General features: G+C 55.7%; 21 protein-coding genes. 6 read left to right on the top strand and 15 right to left on the bottom strand.

Features of this window, described 5'->3' with window-relative positions; genetic code table 11:
• Window positions 1-7: 7 nt before the first annotated feature.
• From HOL66_05055 to HOL66_05125, 15 genes are all read right to left on the bottom strand, one after another.
• Entirely contained in the window at window positions 8-1717 is a 1710-nt protein-coding gene (locus tag HOL66_05055; protein ID MBT5243591.1) for an aldehyde ferredoxin oxidoreductase, read from the bottom strand.
• A 26-nt stretch (window positions 1718-1743) separates the two neighbouring features.
• Window positions 1744-2208: a 23S rRNA (pseudouridine(1915)-N(3))-methyltransferase RlmH gene (gene rlmH, locus HOL66_05060; GenBank protein ID MBT5243592.1), complete on the bottom strand. Its 465-nt coding sequence runs from the start codon at window positions 2206-2208 to the stop codon at window positions 1744-1746.
• A 42-nt stretch (window positions 2209-2250) separates the two neighbouring features.
• Entirely contained in the window at window positions 2251-2604 is a 354-nt protein-coding gene (gene rsfS / locus HOL66_05065) for a ribosome silencing factor (protein MBT5243593.1), read from the bottom strand.
• An 86-nt stretch (window positions 2605-2690) separates the two neighbouring features.
• Window positions 2691-3293: a nicotinate-nucleotide adenylyltransferase gene (locus tag HOL66_05070; GenBank protein MBT5243594.1), complete on the bottom strand. Its 603-nt coding sequence runs from the start codon at window positions 3291-3293 to the stop codon at window positions 2691-2693.
• The gene (locus HOL66_05075) at window positions 3281-4555 is read right to left on the bottom strand and encodes a glutamate-5-semialdehyde dehydrogenase (protein MBT5243595.1); all 1275 of its coding nucleotides are present in this window, start codon (window positions 4553-4555) and stop codon (window positions 3281-3283) included. Before HOL66_05075 ends, HOL66_05070 begins: the two co-directional genes overlap by 13 nt.
• Entirely contained in the window at window positions 4552-5661 is a 1110-nt protein-coding gene (locus HOL66_05080) for a glutamate 5-kinase (protein MBT5243596.1), read from the bottom strand. Before HOL66_05080 ends, HOL66_05075 begins: the two co-directional genes overlap by 4 nt.
• Before the next feature lie 17 nt (window positions 5662-5678).
• On the bottom strand, window positions 5679-6710 hold the full coding sequence (gene obgE, locus HOL66_05085) for a GTPase ObgE (protein ID MBT5243597.1): 1032 nt from the start codon (window positions 6708-6710) through the stop codon (window positions 5679-5681).
• Between the two features lie 190 nt (window positions 6711-6900).
• Window positions 6901-7161 carry a 50S ribosomal protein L27 gene (gene rpmA / locus HOL66_05090; protein MBT5243598.1) on the bottom strand — a complete coding sequence of 87 codons (261 nt, stop codon included), beginning with the start codon at window positions 7159-7161 and terminating at the stop codon, window positions 6901-6903.
• A 6-nt stretch (window positions 7162-7167) separates the two neighbouring features.
• Entirely contained in the window at window positions 7168-7704 is a 537-nt protein-coding gene (gene rplU, locus HOL66_05095; GenBank protein ID MBT5243599.1) for a 50S ribosomal protein L21, read from the bottom strand.
• A 219-nt stretch (window positions 7705-7923) separates the two neighbouring features.
• The gene (locus HOL66_05100; GenBank protein MBT5243600.1) at window positions 7924-8916 is read right to left on the bottom strand and encodes an ABC transporter substrate-binding protein; all 993 of its coding nucleotides are present in this window, start codon (window positions 8914-8916) and stop codon (window positions 7924-7926) included.
• Between the two features lie 48 nt (window positions 8917-8964).
• Window positions 8965-10098 (bottom strand): ABC transporter permease, encoded by a 1134-nt coding sequence (locus tag HOL66_05105; protein ID MBT5243601.1) that lies wholly within the window; start codon window positions 10096-10098, stop codon window positions 8965-8967.
• Window positions 10095-11018: an ABC transporter permease gene (locus tag HOL66_05110; GenBank protein MBT5243602.1), complete on the bottom strand. Its 924-nt coding sequence runs from the start codon at window positions 11016-11018 to the stop codon at window positions 10095-10097. Before HOL66_05110 ends, HOL66_05105 begins: the two co-directional genes overlap by 4 nt.
• Entirely contained in the window at window positions 11008-11829 is an 822-nt protein-coding gene (locus tag HOL66_05115; protein MBT5243603.1) for an ABC transporter ATP-binding protein, read from the bottom strand. Before HOL66_05115 ends, HOL66_05110 begins: the two co-directional genes overlap by 11 nt.
• Window positions 11830-11849: 20 nt before the next feature.
• Window positions 11850-13289 carry a dihydropyrimidinase gene (gene hydA, locus HOL66_05120; protein MBT5243604.1) on the bottom strand — a complete coding sequence of 480 codons (1440 nt, stop codon included), beginning with the start codon at window positions 13287-13289 and terminating at the stop codon, window positions 11850-11852.
• Window positions 13290-13313: 24 nt separating this feature from the next.
• Complete coding sequence (locus tag HOL66_05125; protein ID MBT5243605.1) at window positions 13314-14564, bottom strand: Zn-dependent hydrolase; 1251 nt, start codon at window positions 14562-14564, stop codon at window positions 13314-13316.
• A gap of 109 nt (window positions 14565-14673) precedes the next feature.
• On the opposite strand from HOL66_05125, the gene HOL66_05130 reads away from it, so the two are divergent.
• From HOL66_05130 to HOL66_05155, 6 genes are all read left to right on the top strand, one after another.
• Window positions 14674-15306, top strand: a complete 633-nt coding sequence (locus HOL66_05130; protein ID MBT5243606.1) for a TetR family transcriptional regulator — start codon at window positions 14674-14676, stop codon at window positions 15304-15306.
• A 126-nt stretch (window positions 15307-15432) separates the two neighbouring features.
• Window positions 15433-16425, top strand: a complete 993-nt coding sequence (locus HOL66_05135; GenBank protein MBT5243607.1) for a BMP family protein — start codon at window positions 15433-15435, stop codon at window positions 16423-16425.
• Window positions 16426-16500: 75 nt separating this feature from the next.
• The gene (locus HOL66_05140; protein ID MBT5243608.1) at window positions 16501-18030 is read left to right on the top strand and encodes an ABC transporter ATP-binding protein; all 1530 of its coding nucleotides are present in this window, start codon (window positions 16501-16503) and stop codon (window positions 18028-18030) included.
• Entirely contained in the window at window positions 18027-19076 is a 1050-nt protein-coding gene (locus tag HOL66_05145) for an ABC transporter permease (GenBank protein MBT5243609.1), read from the top strand. The genes HOL66_05140 and HOL66_05145 overlap by 4 nt, the downstream gene beginning before the upstream one ends.
• 19 nt (window positions 19077-19095) lie before the next feature.
• Complete coding sequence (locus tag HOL66_05150; GenBank protein MBT5243610.1) at window positions 19096-20040, top strand: ABC transporter permease; 945 nt, start codon at window positions 19096-19098, stop codon at window positions 20038-20040.
• A gap of 3 nt (window positions 20041-20043) precedes the next feature.
• A complete protein-coding gene (locus HOL66_05155; GenBank protein MBT5243611.1) occupies window positions 20044-21315 on the top strand; it encodes an amidohydrolase family protein in 1272 nt (423 codons plus the stop codon).
• Window positions 21316-21325 lie beyond the last annotated feature (10 nt).

Below are 21325 nucleotides of genomic sequence, written 5' to 3' on the forward strand. Positions count from 1 at the left end.
CTCGATTTTAGCCGATCAAATCGTTGATGTATTGGTTGACTTCCCTGGCATGAAGACGCGCCTTGCGATCTGTTGGCGGCAGCGCTTCCTGATGGAAGAAGTCCGGCAATTCATCATCTTCTTCGGTGAAACCTGCGGCTTCATTGAACTGGTTTTCCATGCGCAGGGTGTCGACGCCGATTTGCCAGATAAAAGCCGGGTCCAGATCGGTGCCGTGGGCATTGTTGACGCCGTTGGCGATCAACTGATGATGGGTGTTGGTTACCGAACGGCCAAAAATACACAGGCCGAAACTATCAGCGACGGCGCTGTGCACCTGCATCTCGAAACTTTGTTCGGCCAGTTCCTCGACAGTCTTGTCGGCGCATTCATAGGCTGGCAGGTTGCCAACCGTGTGGTCCGCACCCTGGGCCGTCACCATCATTGAAATGGCGGTCACTTCGATAACCCGGGGGTCGTAGGCGCTAATGGCCTGTTGCTTGATAACCGGAACCCGTTTGATGCCGTAATGTTCACCGACACGGGCCGTGCCTTTGGCCAGCAAGCGACCGTTTTCATTGCCCAGACGGATGTCTTCAAGGGACGACACCATAAAGTCCACATCACCATATTCGGCCTTGCCGCCATCCATCAGGATACCCAGCGTCGCCCCGGTTTCGATGGTGTCGATGCCGAGGTCGTTGGCGATGTTGTTGACCCGTGCGATATCGTCAGGATCACCGACCCCGCAGTTGGAGCCCATCAGGCCCAGGGTTTCATATTCCAGTGGTGAAACCATTTCCTTGCCGTCTTTATCCACATAAACGTTGGAACACATAATCACGCAACCGGGCATACAGGCGTGCGAAGGATCGCCGCCGCGTTCCACATTGCGCTCATAGACATGCTGGCCGCCCAGCAGCAGGGTGTCGTTGTCGATATCGACAAACTGCCCGGCGCTGAAATTGCGGGTTGGCAAGCCGCCGGTGTAGTTGGTCATGTCGGCGACCATGGCGGTGCCCAGTTTTTTCATATTCTGAACGGCGGGCTCTGCTTCCAGTTTGGCGGCGTAGTCACGCACCACGGCGATGGTTTTCTTCTTGTCATGAAGCGGCGGCATACGGTCCATATCGACAATCACAGCCTTGACCTTTTTTGACCCCATAACCGCGCCAACGCCGCCACGCCCGGCCAGTCGCACAGGCCGGTTTTCCCGGTCACTAAAACTGATGCCGGCAATAAGCCCCTGATACTCACCAACCGGGCCACACAGGCCAATGCTGACTTTCTTGCTATACTTTTCATGGAGCAGGGCGGCGGCCTCGAAATTGCCTTTTCCCATGTAGGGGCTCGCATCATCAAAACGGATGCTTCCGTCCTTGGCCAAGTGAATAACCAGCCAATCCTCGGATACCCCGTGCAGGGTGAACCCGGCCAGTTCCAGGTGTCCCAGCGCCACGGCGAACGTCCCACCAACATTGGATTCCTTGATGCCGCCGGTCAGCGGGCTTTTGCAGCCGACGCTGAGGCGGTTGCCATTGGACATGTTGGTTCCGGCGAAAGGCCCGGCAGAAAACATCAGCGGATTGTCCGCCGATAACGGATCAACCGTGGCGACGTCATCCGCCAGCAGGGTTTTGGCGATCAGGTGACGACCGGCGCGGGCGATATCTTCACCGTGCAATTCGGTTGTTTCGTGGGAGCGATCAGCCAGTTTGATATTCAGATATTTCCGCATGTTCTAACGTATTCCTGTTTCAAGTTTTATTGTCGATGATAGGGATGGCCAGCCAAAATACACTGGACCCGATAGACCTGTTCAGCGAGCAGCCCCCTGACCAACATGTGTGGCCAGGTTTGTTTGCCAAATGACAACGCCAACCGCGCCTGTTTGCGAACGCTTTCGTCAAGACCATCAGCGCCGCCAATTAAAAAAACCAGATCGCGTTGTCCCTCGTCCCGCCACTTGCCTATTTGATCGGCAAATTCCGGACTGCCAAGGGATTTTCCGCGCTCGTCCATGGCAATGAGCAAAGCCCCTTTCGGTGCGCTGGCCAGTAACAAAGCGGCCTCGCTGGCTTTTAATTCAGCACCTTGCAGGGGGCGTTTTTCCTCGACCTCTTTCAATTGCAATGAAAAGGGTTGTTGGATGCGGCCCTGGTAGTGCTCGAACAAAGCCCTTTCAGGGCCCGCCTTGGCGCGGCCAACCGCAGCGATCAAAATTCGCATAATTTTTTCCATGTCTTTTTCCGGTTGCCCGGAAAAAGACTTTTAAATCAAGCCTGTCGTAGCGCTCTGGCTATCAGCTCCAGCGGGCACAGGAACACCCCACATCTTTTCGATGTTGTAGAATTCCCTGACTTCCGGTCGGAACAGATGAATGATGACATCCCCGGCATCAATCAAAACCCAGTCGCACTGTGTCTGCCCTTCGACAGACACGGTTTTAATACCGCCTTGTTTGATTTTTCTCCGGAGATTCTCAGCCATCGCGCCAACATGGCGCTGTGAGGTACCGCTGGCAATGACCATATAATCGGTCAATGACGTTTTGCCTGCGAGATCGATGACAACAATTCCTTCAGCTTTGTCGTCATCCAACGACGTTTCCACCAGGTTCAGCAAATCTGCCGGCGCCGGTGGCGATTTTTTCATGCGAGGTATGGTCGGCTCCTAACATTTTGTTCGATTTCGGGACCATCCCGAAACCGTTAGTCTTTGCCTGCGCGGCGGGCTTCGGCGCGAAGGCGGGTGGCGGATTGTGAGTTTAGCCGGGTCCTTAAAAAAGCCCACGCCGGCGCTTTCATATCCACCAATGAGCGAGCGCGAAACCGGGCGATCCTTGAGCCCCTGAAGCGCCGCGCCGCCCTTCCGGTCAGCGCCCTTGAAGAATAGGCGGGACGGGCGAAAATCGCAATGGGAAGCGTGCGAAAAAGCTGACGCCAACGCTTCCAGTGAGGCATCTGCGGTAACAGGTCCGAACCCATCACCCAGACAAAGGAAACCCCGGGAAACTGAGCTTTAAGGGCGGCAATGGTATCGACCGTGTAGCGGCTTGAAGCCTTTTCCTCGAAATCGCTTACGACAATGCGCCGATCTACGGCGGCGATTTTTCTGGCCTGCCTGAATCGATCTGCAAAGGACGCCATCCCGGCAAGAGGTTTCAGAGGATTCTGCGGGCTGACCAGCCACCACACCTGATCGAGATTGAGTTGCTCCAGAGCAAGGGTGGAAATATGCAGATGCCCTTCGTGGGCCGGATTGAAAGAGCCGCCCAGCAAGCCAATGCGTTGAGGGGTGGTCACGGGCGACACTGCCCTGTTCCGCGCACGACGTATTTAAAGCTGGTCAGTTGCTCAACACCTACGGGTCCGCGAGCGTGCAGTTTTCCCGTCGAAATACCAATTTCCGCACCCATGCCGAATTCCCCGCCGTCGGCGAACTGGGTCGAAGCGTTGACCATGACGATGGCGCTATCGACAGTATTCAGGAAAATTGCGGTGCTGTCCGCGTCTTCGGTGATGATGCAATCGGTGTGTTGTGAGCCGTGGTCGGCAATGTGACGGGCGGCAGCGTGGACATCATCAACAACCGCCACAGAAATGATCGAATCCAGGTATTCCGTATCCCAATCTTCCTCCGTGGCTGGGATGATTCGTTGATCGAGAGCCTGGGCCGCCTGATCGCCGCGAATCTCGCACCCGGCCTGGCTTAAATCATCGACGATGCCGGCAAGCATGGTCGCCGCGGCAGAGCGTTCAATAAGCACGGTTTCTGCAGAACCGCAAATGCCGGTGCGGCGCATTTTAGCGTTGACGATGACATCACGGGCCATTTGCTCGTTGGCCGCAGCGTCGACATATATATGACAGATGCCTTCCAGGTGCTTGAACATGGGAATCCGGCTTTCTTCGGTAATCCGTTCAATCAGCGACTTGCCACCACGCGGAACAATGACATCGATAAATTCGGACAGTCGCAGCATTTCACCAACCGCGGCGCGTTCGCGAGTCGGCACCAGTTGGATGGAAGCTTCAGGCAATCCCGCCGCCTTCAAGCCTTGCGCAAGCGAGGCCATGATCGCGCTCGCGGAATGGAAACTTTCCGAGCCACCGCGCAGGATTACCGCGTTACCCGCCTTCAGGCACAAGGAACCGGCGTCCGCGGTGACGTTTGGCCGCGATTCGTAAATGACCCCAATAACCCCGAGCGGTGTGCTGACCCGCTCGATCTTAAGTCCGTTCGGTCGATCCCACTCGCTTAAAGTGACGCCAACGGGATCAGGCAAATCGGCGATGGATTCAAGTCCAACGGCCATCGCTTCGATGCGCTCACCACTCAGAAGCAGACGATCAAGGAACGAACCTTTCAGACCTTTCTCCTCACCGGCTGCCATATCGAGGGCATTGGCTTCAAGAATGTCGGCGCTGTGATCGCGCAATGACTGGGCCGCCTGACGCAACGCCGTATTCTTGGCATCGGTGGAGGCAACCGCGAGTTCGGCGGCTGCGGCTTTGGCGGCTTGCCCCAAGTCCAGCATCAGGGCCGGAATATCGTTTGTTGCAAGTGTGCTCATGACAACACCAGATCGTCCCTGTGGATCAGCTCATCTGCTCCACGGTAGCCCAGCAAGTCTTCAATTTCACTGCTTTTATGGCCAATCAGCAAGCGCGCCTCACCTGCCGAGTAAGCGACAAGGCCGCGTGCGACTTCCCGGCCCGCGCCATCGACAACAATAACCGCGTCACCTTTATGAAAATCGCCTTCGGCGCCGGTGACACCGGCAGGCAACAGGCTTTTACCGCTTTCAAGGGCGCTTAACGCCCCGTCATCGACGATCAGTTTGCCTGACGGACTCAGGGTTCCGGCAATCCAGTGTTTTCGCGCCGTGCGTGGATTGGCCTTGGGGATAAACCAGGTGCAGGGCGCGCCGTCCTCGATCCGGGTGACCGAACCCAGTTCGTGCCCGTTGGCGATGACCATTCGGCAACCAGCCCCCATGGCGACTTTGGCGGCGGCCAGTTTTGTCACCATGCCACCGGTGCCGACACTGCTTTTTGACTGACCGGCCATGGCCTCTATTTCCGGGGTGATTTCATGGACTTCAGGAACCACCGTGGCACTTTTGTCGCGGCTGGGATCGGCTGTGTACAGGCCATCCACATCGGAAAGCAGTATCAGCGTATCGGCGCTGACCATGGCGGCAACCCGCGCCCCCAAACGGTCATTGTCGCCAAGCCGGATTTCATCTGTGGCGACGGTGTCGTTTTCGTTGATCAGCGGCACCGCGCCTAGCCTTAAAAGCGTTTCCAGGGTATTGCGGGCATTGATGTAACGCCGCCTGTTCTCGCTGTCATCAAGCGTCATCAACACCTGCGCCACCGTCAGATCATGACGGGCCAACTCTTCCTGATAGGCATGGGCAAGGCGGACCATGCCGGTCGCGGCTGCCGCCTGCTTCTCCTCAAGACGCAAATTACCATCGGTGAATTTCAGGTGTCTGCGACCGACTGCGATCGCCCCCGAAGAAACAATCACCACTTGCTGACCCCGGGCGTGCAGACGCGCCACGTCGTCGGCAAGGGCGGCAAGCCATTTGCGGTGAATGGTGCCATGTTCCTCGTCGACCAGCAGGGCCGAACCAATCTTGATAACGATCCGCTTGGCCGCGCTCAGGTCCATTGTTTGGCGATGCGGGCTCATGGTTCATACACCTTGCGTTCTTCGATGACGTTATCGCCGCGTTCCTCGTGGATGACGGCATTCAGGGCGCGCAGCATCTCTTCAACGCCAAGCCCCGCAATACCGGAAAGCTTCATAACCTCCCCCGCCGATGCCTTTTGCAGGGCCGCATATTTTTCGGTGATGTCATCAGGGGTCAGGGCGTCACATTTATTGAGGGCGACAATTTCGACCTTATCCTTAAGAATGCCGCCGTAGGCCTCAAGTTCGCCACGAATGATCTTATAGGACTCGGCCACGTCATCCGCCGTGCCGTCAACCAGATGCAACAGCACCCCACAGCGTTCCACATGTCCCAAAAAGCGGGTGCCAAGCCCTGCCCCTTCATGGGCGCCTTCGATCAGGCCGGGGATATCGGCGATCACAAATTCTTCCTCATCGACACCAACGACACCCAGATTCGGGTGCAGGGTGGTGAAGGGATAATCGGCAATTTTTGGGCGAGCCCGCGAAACAGCGGCCAGGAAGGTTGATTTACCGGCGTTAGGCAGGCCGACAAGGCCCGCATCGGCGATCAGTTTCAGGCGCAGCCAGACCCACATCTCCTGACCCGGCCAACCCGGATCATAGCGCCTGGGCGCCTGGTTGGTTGAGGTTTTAAAATGGGCATTGCCAAAGCCCCCGTCACCGCCATGGGCTAGCACCTGGCTCTGGCCGACCTCGGTAAAGTCCGCAAGGGTCCCCTCATTATCCTCATCCAGAATCTGGGTGCCGACGGGAACCTTGATGACCATGGTTTCGCCCTTCGGTCCGTCCCGGTTGGAACCCATACCGTGGATGCCGCGTTTGGCCTTGAAGTGCTGCTGGTAGCGAAAATCAATCAGGGTGTTCAGGCCATCGACGCATTCAACAATGACATCGCCGCCACGCCCGCCGTGGCCACCATTGGGGCCGCCAAAAGGGATATTTTTCTCACGCCGAAAGCTGACGCAACCGTCACCGCCGGCGCCACTTTTGATAAAGATTTTCGCTTCGTCGAGAAACTTCATTGGTGTCCATTTCTTCGGGCCATCTTTCGCTTCGCGGATGGACCTTGTTTTGTCGGGTCATCTTTCGCTTCGCGGATGGACCTTGTTTTGTCGGGCCATCTTTCGCTTCGCGGATGGGCCTGTCCAGAATCAAAAAGGGGAATGGCTGACCATTCCCCTTAAATTGATACGAGCGAATGGCCGAGTCCCGTTAACCTGCGGCTGGCTCCACACCGACAAAAACCTTGCCTTGGGCCTTGTGCTGGAATTTCACTTTGCCTTCGACCAATGCGAAGATGGTGTGATCCTTGCCGATGCCGACGTTGGCCCCGGGGTGCCACTTGGTGCCGCGCTGACGGATGATGATGTTACCGGGAATGACGGCTTCGCCACCGAATTTCTTGACGCCGAGACGACGGCCCGCTGTATCGCGGCCATTGCGGGAACTACCACCTGCTTTTTTATGTGCCATCTTAACCTACTCCTTGGATTTCGCTTTAGCCGCGGCCTTGGGCTTTGCTTTTGCCTTTGTTTTGGCTGCGGGCTTGGCTTCAGTCTTGGCGGCGGCCTTCTTTGGTGCGGCCTTTTTAGGCGCTTCCTTCTTTGCTGCTGCCTTTTTTGGCGCTTCCTTGGCGTCGTCGGCCTTGGCTGCTTCTTTCTTCGGTGCAGCTTTCTTTGCTGCTGCCTTCGGCTTGGTGCCGGTAGCGCTGATACCGGTGATACGCAACACTGTCTGATGCTGACGATGACCAGCCTTGCGGCGATAGTTCTGGCGGCGCTTCTTCTTGAAGATGATAATCTTGTCGGCGCGGCCCTGCTCGATCACTTCGGCGAAAACGGCGGCCTTGCTCAGATCGCCTGCGGCGGTCTTGGCGGCCTTGCCCTGATCACCGATCATCAGCACATCATCAAGGGCGACGGTGGAACCTGCTTCGGCAATGAGTTTTTCAACAACGATGACGTCGTTTTCAGCAACTTTGTACTGTTTTCCGCCGGTTTTAATAACTGCGTACATGACAATTCCAATAGTGGGGCACTCAGTACCCGTTTTATCAACAAGTTTTAAGGGCCCATCGCAGCTTTTGCGGGGCCCCTGAAATGGAGGCGGCAATATACCCGTAAAACCCCGGATGTCAACGCCATTTGGCAATAAATATCAGGCTTGAAACTGACGCCTGTAAAGGCCCGCCCGGCGCGTTTGTGCACGCCGGGCGGAATTGCTCGAAAGTTTCCCTTACATGCCCATGGCTTTATCGATAACCGCGTGCGACCAGGCGCCAACCGGTTTTTTGGATATCACCGGATCAGAACCACCACCCATCAGGGTTGCGACGGTGCGCTCGTAAGCCGCCGGGTCAAGTTTACCGTTGGAACCGGCTGTCAGCTTGTTGATTTCACCCATCATCCGAATCTGGTGTTTTTCAGTCTGGGCGCCGGTGGAGTCGTTCTCCAAAACGATCATCGCCGCTTCTTTCTGGTTGCTGCGCGCCCAGTCCCAGCCTTTCATACTGGCTTTGACGAAACGCGCCATCTTGTCCACGAAGGCTGGGTTTTTCAGGTTCTTTTCAAGAACATACAGACCATCTTCCAGGGTCGAGACGCCCTGGTCTTCATATTTAAAGACGACCAGTTCATCAGCGCCCAGGCCAGCATCAATGACCTGCCAGTATTCGTTATAGGTCATGGTGGAGACGCAATCGGCCTGTTTTTGCAAAATTGGGTCAACGTTGAAGCCCTGCTTCAAGACCTTGACGCCGCTGTCGCCGCCCTTGGTCGAAATGCCCAATTTCGACATCCAGCTTAAGAACGGATACTCATTGCCATAGAACCAGACGCCAAGGGTGCGGCCGGGGAAATCTTTGGGTGATTTGATACCCGAATCCTTGCGACAGGTCAGCATCATGCCCGAACGTTTGAAGGGTTGGGCGATGTTGACCAGGGCCACGCCTTTTTCGCGTGACGCCAGGGCCGAAGGCATCCAGTCGATAATCACATCGGCGGCGCCACCGGCGATCACTTGCGGCGGGGCGACATCGGGTCCGCCCGGATTAATGGTCACGTCGAGACCGGCGTCACTGTAAAAACCCTTGTCCTTGGCCACGTAATACCCGGCGAATTGCGCCTGGGTGACCCATTTCAATTGCAAGGTAACAGCATCGGCGGCCATGGCGGTCGTTGCCGCAAAACCCACAGCCAATGCGCTGAGCATCGGAATTATTCGTTTCATGTTTTCTCTCCCTAGTATTGATGTATTTTCTTTATTTTATCCCGCCTATCAATGCTTCCTGCGATAGGACGGATGCCAAAATGTGACAGCCCGTTCACTTAAAGCCATAACACCATAAAACGCCGAACCGGCCACGGCGGCAATAAAAATCTCCGCCCAGACCATATCCACGTTCATTCTCCCCACTTCCGTTGAAATGCGGAAACCCATGCCGACAATCGGTGTGCCGAAGAACTCGGCGACGATAGCGCCAATCAGCGCCAGTGTAGAATTAATTTTCAAAGCGTTGAAGATAAACGGCATCGCCGCCGGTAGCCGCAGCTTGATTAATGTTTGCCAATAACTTGACCCGTAGGAGCGCATTAATTCGAGTTCGAGGGAACCGGCGGCGGCAAGTCCGCTGGCCGTGTTCACCAGCATCGGAAAGAATGTCATAATAACCACGACGGCAGCCTTCGATTGCCAGTCAAATCCGAACCACATGACCATGATGGGGGCGACCCCGACAATGGGCAGGGAACTGACCATGTTTCCAAGGGGCATCAAACCGCGCTTCAGGAACGGCACCCGGTCAATCAATATGGCGATGATGAACCCGGCCCCGCAGCCCATGGCGAACCCGCTGATCACCGCCTTCATGAAAGTTTGCACGAAATCATCCCACAGAATGTCGGGGGAGCCTATCAACCGGATAAATATGGCGCTGGGTGGCGGCAGCAAAACTGTTGGCACGCCGAACCCCTGACAACCCATTTCCCACAGGAACAGCAGCCACAGGCCAAAGGTCGCAGGAACAATAAAGCCTGTTAGTCGCATACGTTTTTTATCCAGCGAGCGATAGCTGGCGACTTCCGCCAGACCGCGCCAGGTCAAAGCCCAAAGGGCAAAGATAAAGAACCAGAAGCCCCAACTGGCCTCTCCGGCGACACCGTTGTCAGATAAATTGATGGCCACCAAAGCGCCCATAAAGACGGCCGTCAAAACGCCGAAAGCCGGAACAATGCCGTGCACGCCCCTGGATGCGACAACTGCGCCAATGAGCGCCGCGCAAACAAGGCTGGCAAGGCCAATGGGACGGTCGCTCCAGGCTAAAGGATTTTCGCCGCCAGCAAGTGGCAGAGCGACGGCCAGCACGGCAAAGGCCAGCGCCGCCAAACCAAAGCCGTCGCGATTGCCGATCATCGGGCCATCCCCATTTTTTTAAGAACGACACGCTCAATAACGCCGATCGTATACACCAGCAACCCGGCCAAAATGGCGGCTGTCACCAAAGCTGACCAGATCTGGATGGTTTGACCATAATATGATCCGGCCAAAAGTCTGGCCCCAAGCCCGGCCTGTGCGCCGGTCGGTAACTCGCCGACAATGGCCCCGACCAGCGAGATGGCGATAGCCACTTTCAGGCTGGTGAACAGATACGGTAGCGAGGCCGGCCAGCGCAGCATCCAGAAAGTCTGCCACGAACTGGCGCTATAGGTACGCATCAAGTCCATCTCCAGTACACCGGGCGAGCGCAAACCCTTGACCATGCTGATGGTGATGGGGAAAAAACAAAGGTACGTGGAAATAATCGCCTTGGGGACAAGCCCCTTTAAGCCGATGGCTCCCAGGACGACGATAATCATCGGGGCGATGGCCAAAATGGGAATGGTTTGCGAAGAAATCACCCATGGCATCAGGCTTTTTTCCAAAGTTCGGTTATGGACGATGCCGACAGCCAGCAAGACGCCAAGAATGCCGCCGATGGCAAAACCCAGCAAGGTCGAAGACAGGGTTACCCACGAGTGATAGATCAGACTGCGCTTGGAGGTGATGTTCTTTTGCACGATGGTTTTGTTCATTTCCGCCAGCACCTGATGGGGGGCTGGCAGGATTGGGCGTTTCTGGGCCATGGTCGCGCGCACCAGATCACCGGCTGACCAGTCAATTTTGTTCTTCTCAAAACGGTCGATTTCCCAGGTCGAATTCATCCACACAGCGCCGCAGTACCAGATGGCGATGAACACCATAAGAACGACGCTGACCGGGCCGACCTGCCCGGCCATGAGGATGGCCAGCAGCGAAGGTCTTCTCGGTTTCAGGGTGGCGCTATCAGTCGTCATCACCATGCCCTGCCCGAAGACCTTCGCGAACCCTGTGCGCGATTTCGACGAATTCCGGCGTTTCCCGAATGTCGAGGGTTCTATCCGGGGGGAAATTGCACTCGATGATATCGATAATGCGCCCCGGACGTGGTGACATGACGACAATCTTTGTCGACAAAAAGACCGCTTCTGGGATGGAGTGAGTAACGAAGACGACAGTTTTTTCGGTTTGATGCCACAGACTTAAAAGCTGTTCGTTCAAATGATCCCGGACGATTTCATCCAACGCCCCGAACGGTTCGTCCATCAATAATAATTCAGGGTCAACACAAAGGGCCCGGGCAATCGAGGCTCGTTGTTGCATACCGCCTGATAACTGCCATGGATACTTGTTCTCGAACCCGGCAAGATTGACCAGTTCAAGATACTTTTTGGCTCGCTCGCGGCGCTCGGCCTTGTCCACCCCCATCACTTCCAATGGCAAGGTGACGTTGCGATCGATGGTTCGCCAGGGATAAAGGGCCGGGGCCTGAAACACATAACCATATGCCCGCGCCGTGCGGGCTTCGTGGGCTGAAACGCCATTGACCAGAATCGAGCCGTCCGTCGGTTGTTCCAGGTCGGCGATGACCCGAAGCAGCGTCGTCTTACCACAGCCGGAAGGGCCGATGAAGGAGACGAACTCGCCGTGATTGACCTTCAGATTAATATCGGCCAGCGCGAAAACCGGACCGTCGGCCGTTTGGAAGGTCAGATTAAGGTTTTCGGTTTCCACGACACGGCGAGGGGTGCTGGCGCCATCGCTTGCTGTTGGTTCTACCTCGGCCACGTGCCCCCCCTCCCTTGTATTTATCTGGATACGGCGCTGGGCGTTTTGTTTTTACGGGTAATTTCCATAGCCCCGTAGTAAGGCGCGTAGGTCGGCCTGTTCACATAGCGCCCTGCTCCCTTGACCGTCCTGACCTCGCCGTCTTGATAAACGACATTGCCCTGACTGACGGTGACCACGTTAATGCCTTTGACCGTCATCCCCTCAAAGATATTGAAATCGATATTCTGATGATGGGTATCCTTTGAGATGGTCCGTTCTTTTTCAGGGTCCCAGACCACCAGATCGGCATCCGCGCCAACCTCAACGGCGCCTTTGCGCGGATATATATTGAAAATCTTCGCAGCATTGGCAGAAGTAATAGCGACAAATTCATTCATCGTTATCTTGCCGGTGCCGACACCGTGGGTCCACAACACGTGCATCCGGTCTTCGACACCGCCGGTGCCGTTGGGGGTCAGGGTGAAATTATCCTTACCGGCCCGTTTCTGATCAGTGCAGAAGCAACAGTGATCCGTCGCCGTGGTTTGCAACATGCCCGATTGAATACCGCGCCACAGGGCTGCCTGATGATGTTTGGGCCTGAACGGCGGGCTCATCACATGGTGCATGGCGAAGTTTTCATCCGGGTGGGTGTAAACACTGTCGTCGATCAACAAATGACCGGCCAGCACCTCACCAAAGACCCGTTGCCCCTCGCTGCGGGCCCGGGTAATCGCCTTCAGGGCGTCAACGCAGGATGTATGAACCACATACAGCGGCACATCGAGAACCTGGGCGATCCTGATGGCGCGGTCGGCGGCTTCGCCTTCAACGGCGGGTGGCCGCGACAGGGGATGGCCTTCAGGGCCGGTGATGCCTTTTTTGATCAGTTCCTGTTGCAGGTGAAAGACCAGTTCGCCGTTTTCGGCGTGGACGGTGCAGATAGCACCCAGATCACGGGCCTGATTGAAGCTGTTCACCAGAATTTCATCATCGGCCATGATCGCACCCTTATAGGCCATGAAGTGCTTGAAGCTGTTGACTCCATGATCAGTGGTCAGGGTTTGCATGGCTTTTTTGACGGTTTCATCCCACCAGGTAATGGCGACGTGGAAACTGTAATCTGTGGCCGCTTTTTCAGCCCAGCCGCGCCAGGTGTGATAGGCCTCCATAACATCCTGTTGGGGGCCGGGAATGACAAAATCGATAATCATGGTGGTACCGCCAGCCGCACCGGCGGTGGTGCCGGTGAAAAAATCTTCCGACGCCACCGTGCCCATGAAGGGAAGTTCCATATGGGTATGGGGGTCAATGCCTCCCGGCATAACGAAACAACCACCGGCATCGACGACTTCAGCGCCGCCGGGGGTTTCCAGATCTTCGCCAACCGCGACAATTTGACCGCCATCGGTGATGACGTCGGCGCGCACTGTCTTGTCAGCCGTGACAACGGTTCCGCCTCTGATATGTAGTGCCATTTTGACCTCCCAATCTTTATTGACTCAAGAATTCACATGCCCGGCTTTATCCAGAATGGCCCGCAGCAGGACATCGCCACCGGCGGTAATCCATTCCGGTTTGGCGTCTTCGACCTCGTTGTGGCTGATGCCGTCAATGCAGGGCACAAAGACCATCGATGTCGGTGCGACCTGGGCCATATAACAGGCGTCATGGCCGGCACCAGCGACGATATCGCGGAACGAATAGCCGCAATCTTCGGCCCCCTGACGCACCGAATCGACACAACCCTTATCAAACGGTACCGGCGCATAATAGAAAATCTGCTCAAGCTCAGTTGTCAGACCGATATCATCGGCTATTTTGGCAATTCCCTCGCGAATTGCCTTGTCCATACCGGCCAGTACATCATCATTGGGATGGCGAATATCTATGGTCACAAACGTGCGCCCGGGGATGACATTTCGCGAGCTTGGAAAAACATTCAGCATACCGACGGTGGCGCAGGCGACCGGGGCATTATCCAGGCCCACCTTATTGACCAGTTCAACAACCCGTGCGGCGCCCAGCAAGGCGTCTTTGCGGATGGGCATGGGAGTTGGCCCGGCGTGGGATTCGACGCCGGTCAGGGTCAGTTCATACCAGCGCTGGCCCTGGGCATCGGTGACCACGCCAATGGTTACATCTTCATCCTCAAGGATCGGGCCCTGTTCGATATGAACTTCAAAAAAAGCGTGAACGTCGCGACCACCGACTTCATCCTCACCGGCGTAGCCGATGCGCTCAAGCTCCTCGCCCATGGTCTTGCCGTCTTCGTCGGCGCGGCTGAGACCGTATTCAAGATCATAAACACCGGCAAAAACGCCTGAGGCAACCATTGCCGGGGCGAAGCGCGAGCCCTCTTCGTTGGTCCACACAGCGGCTTCGACAGGATGTTCGGTCTCATAACCCAAATCGTTGAGGGAGCGAATAACCTCGAGCCCCGACAACACACCATAAACGCCATCAAAGCGTCCACCGGTCGGCTGGGTGTCCAGATGTGATCCTGTCATCACCGGGGGCAGGTCGTTGTTGCGACCGGGCCTACGGGCAAAAATATTGCCCATCTTGTCAACCCGTATGGTGCAGCCCGCGTCCTTGCACCACTTGACGAACAGGTCGCGGCTTTGACGATCAAGGTCGGTTAAGGCCAACCGGCAACAGCCGCCTTTTTCCGTCGCCCCGATCTTGGCCATTTCCATCAGGCTGTCCCAAAGACGTTGCCCATCAATACGCAAGTTTTTATTGTCTGACATACCCGGCTCCCTGCACGAAATAAAACTGACCATATGGTCAAAAAACAGTATAGACTCTTTTCTTTCCAATCAAATGGAATCTGGAAATTAAAAAGTGAGAGAGACCTGAATGAGCGATCAACAACAAAAAAAATCCAAACCGAGGCGTAAAAATGAAGAGGCGATTCTCGCCGCGGCCGAGGAAGTTTTCGCCGACCTGGGCTTTGCCGGGGCAACAACCGGGCTGATTGCCAAACGTGCAGGCATTCCCAAAGCCAACCTGCATTACTACTTCCCGACAAAGGAAGCGCTTTACCGTACCATCACCAGTAAAGTTTTCACCACCTGGTTTGAAGCTGCCAAGACCTTCGATGACTGTGACGACCCAACCGAGGCTCTGACACGCTACATCCGCGCCAAAATGAACATCTCGTTCAAGCATCCCCTTGGCTCCAAGGTCTGTGCCCAGGAAATAATGCAGGGAGCACCACAAATTCAGGATTTTCTTGAAAAAACCCTCAAAGATTGGACGGCCTCTCGGATCCTTGTTATCGAACGATGGATTGCTGAGGGAAAAATCAATGCGATTGACCCTCATTACCTGCTTTACATGATTTGGGGGACGACCCAGCACTACGCGGATTTTGCCCATCAAATTACCACACTCAATAATGGACGGCCCTTGTCCGACCAACAAAAGGAAGAGGCTCAACAGACAGTTATCAACATCATTTTGCGTGGAATTGGGCTTTCACCCCAATAAGGCCAATTATTAAACTTGACCAATCGGTCAAAATTTGTTCCAGTACGAAAGTGAAGAAGGGTATTAATTAATTTAATACACGAAAAAGCGATTCAAATTCGCGCGATTCAAACAGGAGGGTACGACATGCGACTTTTCAAACTTGTCTTAATGGTTCCGCTGCTGGCATTGCTGGCCTTAAGCATTCATTCTGCCGAGGCCGCCAAAATCAAGGTGGCCGGCATTTACACACAACCGATCCAGCAAAAATGGGACGCCCGTCTGCATCAGGCACTGGAGAAGGCCTCCAAGGCCGGTGAAATCGAGTATGTCTTTTCAGAAAAGGTTGCCAACACGGACTATGTCCGGGTGCTCAGGGAATATGCCGAAAGCGGCGTCAGTCTGGTTGTCGGCGAAGCCTTCGGAATTTCAAAGGAAGCCCGCCAGGTTGCCGATGATTATCCAAAAATCGCCTTCCTGATGGGCGACCCGTTCAAGCCCCACGGTTCCAATTTTTCGGTTTTTGATAACTATATTCACGAGCCCTGCTACCTGATGGGCATCATCGCCGGTTCCATGAGCAAGTCCGGTAAAATCGGCATGGTTGGTGGTTATCCCATTGGCGAAGTCAACCGCCTGTTCCATGCCTTCATGGCCGGAGCCCTTTCGGTTAACCCGAAGGCCCAGTTCAAGGTCAACTTCATTGGTTCCTGGTACGACCCGCCAAAAGCCAAGGAAGCCGCTTTTGCGCAGATTGAGACCGGCGTTGATGTGCTGTATGCAGAGCGCGCCGGTGTTGTCGATGCGGCTCGCGAAAAAGGCATCCTCGCCTTTGGCAACGTCAATGACATGAACAAGGAAGAAAACGGCAAGGACGTGGTTGTCGCATCTGCCCTGTGGCATATGGAGTCAGCCATCAACAACGCCATCGCCGAAGTTAAATCCGGCTCCTTCAAGGCAGCCGATTACAAGGAATGGACGATGATGGCCAAGGGCGGGGCCAGCCTTTCCCCGTATTATGAATTTGAAGGTAAAATCTCAGGCGACATCAAAGCCAGGGTCGCCAAATTGCAAGCCGACATCATGGCTGGCAAATTTACCGTCGAAATCAATGACGAAGAACCTAAATCGACCTTCTAAAAGCCTGTCATAAAGGGGGAAATTTAAAAACTTCCCCCTTTTAACCAGCGCACGATAGTCAGGGGTCGGGGGACGATGACGGTACTGAACATCAACGGCATAACCAAGAATTTCGGATCCTTGGTCGCCAATGACAATATCTCACTAAACCTGGATGCAGGCGAGGTGCTGGCCCTGCTTGGTGAAAACGGTGCTGGCAAAACAACCCTGATGAATATCCTGTTCGGTCACTACGTTGCCGATCAGGGGGGCATCGAAATCTTTGGCAATCCCCTGCCGGCTGGTGCCCCGGAAGCCGCCATTGAAGCGGGCGTCGGCATGGTCCATCAGCACTTTACCCTGGCCGAAAACCTAAGTGTTCTGGAGAACATCATCCTGGGCACCGAACCCTTGATGGCGTGGAAATCCGACACCGCTGCGGCGCGGGCCAAACTGGACGCACTGGCCGAAAAATACGGTATGAAGATCGAGCCCGACAAACTGGTTGTCGACTTGTCCATTGGCGAGCGCCAGCGCGTCGAAATTCTGAAGGTTCTGTACCGGGACGCTAAAATCCTGATCCTTGATGAACCAACCGCCGTGCTCACGCCGCAGGAAGTCGATCACTTGTTCGAGACTCTGCGGGTTATGGTTTCAGGCGGCCTTTCAATTATCTTTATCTCCCACAAACTGCATGAAATTCTGGCCATCAGTGACCGTGTCAACGTCCTTAGACGGGGCCGGATGGTTGGTGAAATCGCCACCAAAGATGCCGATCGCAACACCCTGGCCGAAATGATGGTCGGGCGTGAAGTGTCGCGGCCAAAAGTCGAGCATATGAAAGCCGGTCCGCCTGTCGTCGAACTGGACCAGGTGACCCTGTCAGGTGGCCGCGGCGACAAGCCCTTGCTGGACGGGGTTAACCTGACCATCCATGGTCATGAAATTATCGGCCTGGCCGGGGTCGCCGGAAATGGCCAGTCAGCCCTGGGCGACTTGCTGAGCGGATTGAGCAAACCGACATCCGGAAAGCTTCGCATCAGCGGTGACGTTGTCGAAGATTATTCGCCGCGCGCCTTCATTGGTATGGGCATGGGCCGCATCCCCGAAGATCGCCACGAGAAAGGCGTCGTCGGCGACATGACCATCTGGGAGAATTTGATCAGCGAAAATCTGCGCGAACAACCCATGTGGGATTATGGCCGCCTGATTAATTTCAAGGCCTGCCGGGAATTCGCAAACCACCTGATTGAACAGTTTGATGTGCGCTGTGATTCCATGGAAATGCCCGCCAAACAACTTTCGGGCGGCAACATGCAGAAACTGATTCTGGCGCGCACCCTGCAAAATAATCCCCGCTTTATTCTCGCCAACCAGCCGGTTCGGGGTCTGGATGAAGGGGCCATTGCCGCCGTCCATGAACGCCTTCTTGACGCCAAACGAGACGGTGCCGGTATCTTGCTGGTGTCCGAAGATCTGGATGAACTGTTCGTCCTGGCTGATAAAATCGCGGTCATTTATCACGGCCAGATCAGCGCCCCACTGCCCGTCAAGGATGTGAACGTTCGGGATATCGGCATCATGATGGCGGGCGACCTTAAACACATGCCGGGAGCATCCCCATGAGGCTGGAACCGCGCGAGCATGTCCCCATGTGGATGGTCCTGTCGGCACCCATCGCCGCCATTGCCGTGGCCATGGTGTTGGTGTCGGGCCTTGTTTTGTGGACCGGCGAGTCTGTCTGGGATGCCTATGCGGCATTGTTTAAAGGGGCATTTGGCTCACGTTTTGGATTTGCCGAAACCCTGACGCGGGCGACTCCGGTGATGTTAACGGGGCTTGCCGCGGCGGTCGCGTTCCGGGCCCGGTTCTGGAATATCGGTGCCGAAGGTCAGCTTTATTGCGGGGCATTGGCTGCGACATTTTTCGGTACCGGTCTGATCACCTTGCCACCGGTGCTGATGATCCCGTTCCTGTTTCTGATGGGCGCACTGGCCGGTGGGGCCGCCCTGGCATTGCCGGTTTATCTGAAGACCAAACTGAAAGTCGATGAAGTGGTCACCACACTGCTTTTGAACTTTATCATTCTGCTGTTCGTCAATTATCTGCTGGAAGGCCCGTTGCGCGATCCCATGTCCATGGGCTGGCCGCAGGCCGCGCCGATCATCGATGAAGGCGTATTGCCGCGTATTCTGGCCAAAAGCCGCCTGCATTTGGGGCTGATTGTCGCCATTGTGTCGGCGGTGCTGGTTTGGGTGATCATGCGCTTCACGGTCTGGGGATACGAAATTCGCGCCGTTGGCCATAATCCTTCCGCCGCCACATTCACCGGTATCAGCATTAATTTGACGGTCTTGCGTGTCGCCTTGCTAAGCGGCGGGCTGGCAGGTTTTGCCGGCGTGACGGAGGTCGCGGGCCTAAAGGGTTATCTGACCCTCGACCTGTCGCCGGGATTTGGTTACTCGGGCATCGCAGTAGCCATGCTGGCCAATTTGCACCCGCTGGGGGTTATCGCCTCTGCGATCTTCCTGGCTGGTATTTATGTCGGTGCGGATTCCATGAGCCGCGCCATCAACATCCCTAATTACATTGCTGACGTGCTGGTCGCGGTGTCCGTGCTGGCGGTTCTGGTCAGTCTTATGCTGACCCATTTCCGCATCAAGTTCCGCTAAGGCGAGGAGGTTTGAAGTGATTGATATACTGGAAGTCTTCCTTACCGCAGGGTTCTGGGCTGCGACCATCCGTATCGCCTGTCCACTTATTTTAGGCACCATTGGCGAATTGATTTGCGAGCGTGCCGGGGTCTTGAATTTGGGTATTGAGGGCATCATGACAATCGGCGCCATGGCTGGCTGGATGTGGGTCTATCAGGGCGGCGACCTGTATTCGGGCCTTCTGTTTGCGGCCTTCATCGGGGCCATGTTTGGCTGGCTGCACAGCCTGTTTACGGTCCATCTTGGCCTGTCCCAGCATGTCTCGGGCATTGGCATCACCATGCTTGCCTCTTCCTTAAGTTTCTTTGTTTTCCGGATGATGCTGCCCTCCAGCACGACGCCGCCGAAGATCGTCCCCTTCCAGCCGGTCAACATTCCCGGGCTTTCCGATCTGCCGTTCCTGGGCGAGGCGCTTTTTTCACATACCCCCTTCACCTACATGATTTTCGCCATCGTCCCCATCGTCATCTACGTGCTTTACAAGACGCCGGTCGGCCTGGCCGTGCGCATGGCCGGTGAAAACCCCATGGCCCTGGAAGCACAGGGCATTAACGTGCTGTCCATCCGCACCGGCGCCGTCGTTACCGGCAGCGCGCTGATGGCGGTCGGTGGTTCGTATCTGACCATGTCGGCCTTTGACGCCTTTTTCTTCGGCATGATCAATGGCCGCGGCTGGATTTGTGTAGCGCTGGTAATTTTTGCTTCCTGGCGACCCGGCAAGGCGCTGCTGGGCGCTTTGCTGTTCGCCGGTCTTGACGCCATGCAGGTGCGCGCCCAGCAATTTTCGGCGGGCCTTATTCCCTATCAGTTCTTCCTGATGTTACCCTATGTTTTAAGTATTGCAGCTATGGTGGTGATGGCCCGCCGGGCCAGCTATCCAAAAGCGCTGCTTACACCATTCCGGCGTGGGGAGCGGATATAGCCTATGTTTGATCTGATCGTCCGAAATGCCCGTCTGGCCACCCACGACAACCTTGTCGATATCGCCATCAAGGACGCCAAGATTGCCGATATTGGTGCGAACTTAAGCGGTGAGGCGGGTCAACAAATTGACGCCGCCGGACATCTGGTTTCACCGCCCTTTGTCGATGCCCATTTTCACATGGATGCGACCCTGACCTACGGCCAGCCACGGGTCAACGCCAGCGGCACACTTCTGGAAGGCATCGCTCTGTGGGCCGAATTGAAACCGACCCTGAGCGTTGAGGAGATCAAGGCCCGGGCCTTACGTTTTTGCCGCTGGTCCATCGCCCGGGGCACCTTGGCCATTCGCAGTCACGTCGACATTTCAGATTCCCGCCTACTCGCCGTAGAAGCTCTTCTTGAGGTTCGCAAGGAAATCAAACCCTGGCTCGATCTGCAACTGGTCGCCTTTCCCCAGGACGGTTTTCTGCGCCTGCCCACGGCCCGCGATAACCTGCTCAAGGCCCTCGATATGGGTGTCGATGTGGTTGGCGGGATTCCACATTTTGAGCGGACCATGGCCGATGGCGCCCAATCTGTTACGGAACTGTGCGAAATTGCCGCCGAACGCGGATTGCTGGTTGATATGCATTGTGACGAAAGCGATGATCCGATGTCGCGCCATATCGAAACCCTGGCCCGCGAGACCCAGCGTCTGGGCTTGAATGGTCGGGTTTCAGGTTCGCACCTGACCTCCATGCATTCCATGGACAACTATTATGTCTCCAAGCTGATGCCGTTGATGCTTGAAGCTGACATCCACGCCATCGCCAACCCGCTGATCAACATCACCCTTCAGGGTCGTCACGACAGTTATCCCAAACGCCGCGGCATGACCCGTGTCAAAGAATTGATGGAGTTCGGTATTAACGTCGCCATGGGCCACGATTGTGTAATGGATCCATGGTACAGCCTTGGCAGCCACGATATGCTGGATGTCGCCCACATGGGCTTGCATGTGGCGCAAATGACCGGGCTTAGTCAAATGAACGCCGCCTACGACGCTGTCACCAAAAATGCCGCCCGGGCCATGTGTCTTGATGGTTACGGCCTGGAAATCGGCTGCCACGGCGATATGGTCATCCTGCAATGCCACGACCCTGTTGAGGCATTGCGTTTGCGCCCTGCACGGCTTTTCGTTATCCGGCGTGGTCAGGTGATCGCCAGAACAGAAGCCTCTGAACCTGTGGTAACACTTGGCAACGGCGATGAAACCGTCTCATTTTCGCTTTAGGAGAATTTAA

This window comes from Rhodospirillaceae bacterium (assembly GCA_018662005.1).
Taxonomy (GTDB): Bacteria; Pseudomonadota; Alphaproteobacteria; order Rhodospirillales; family JABHCV01; genus JACNJU01.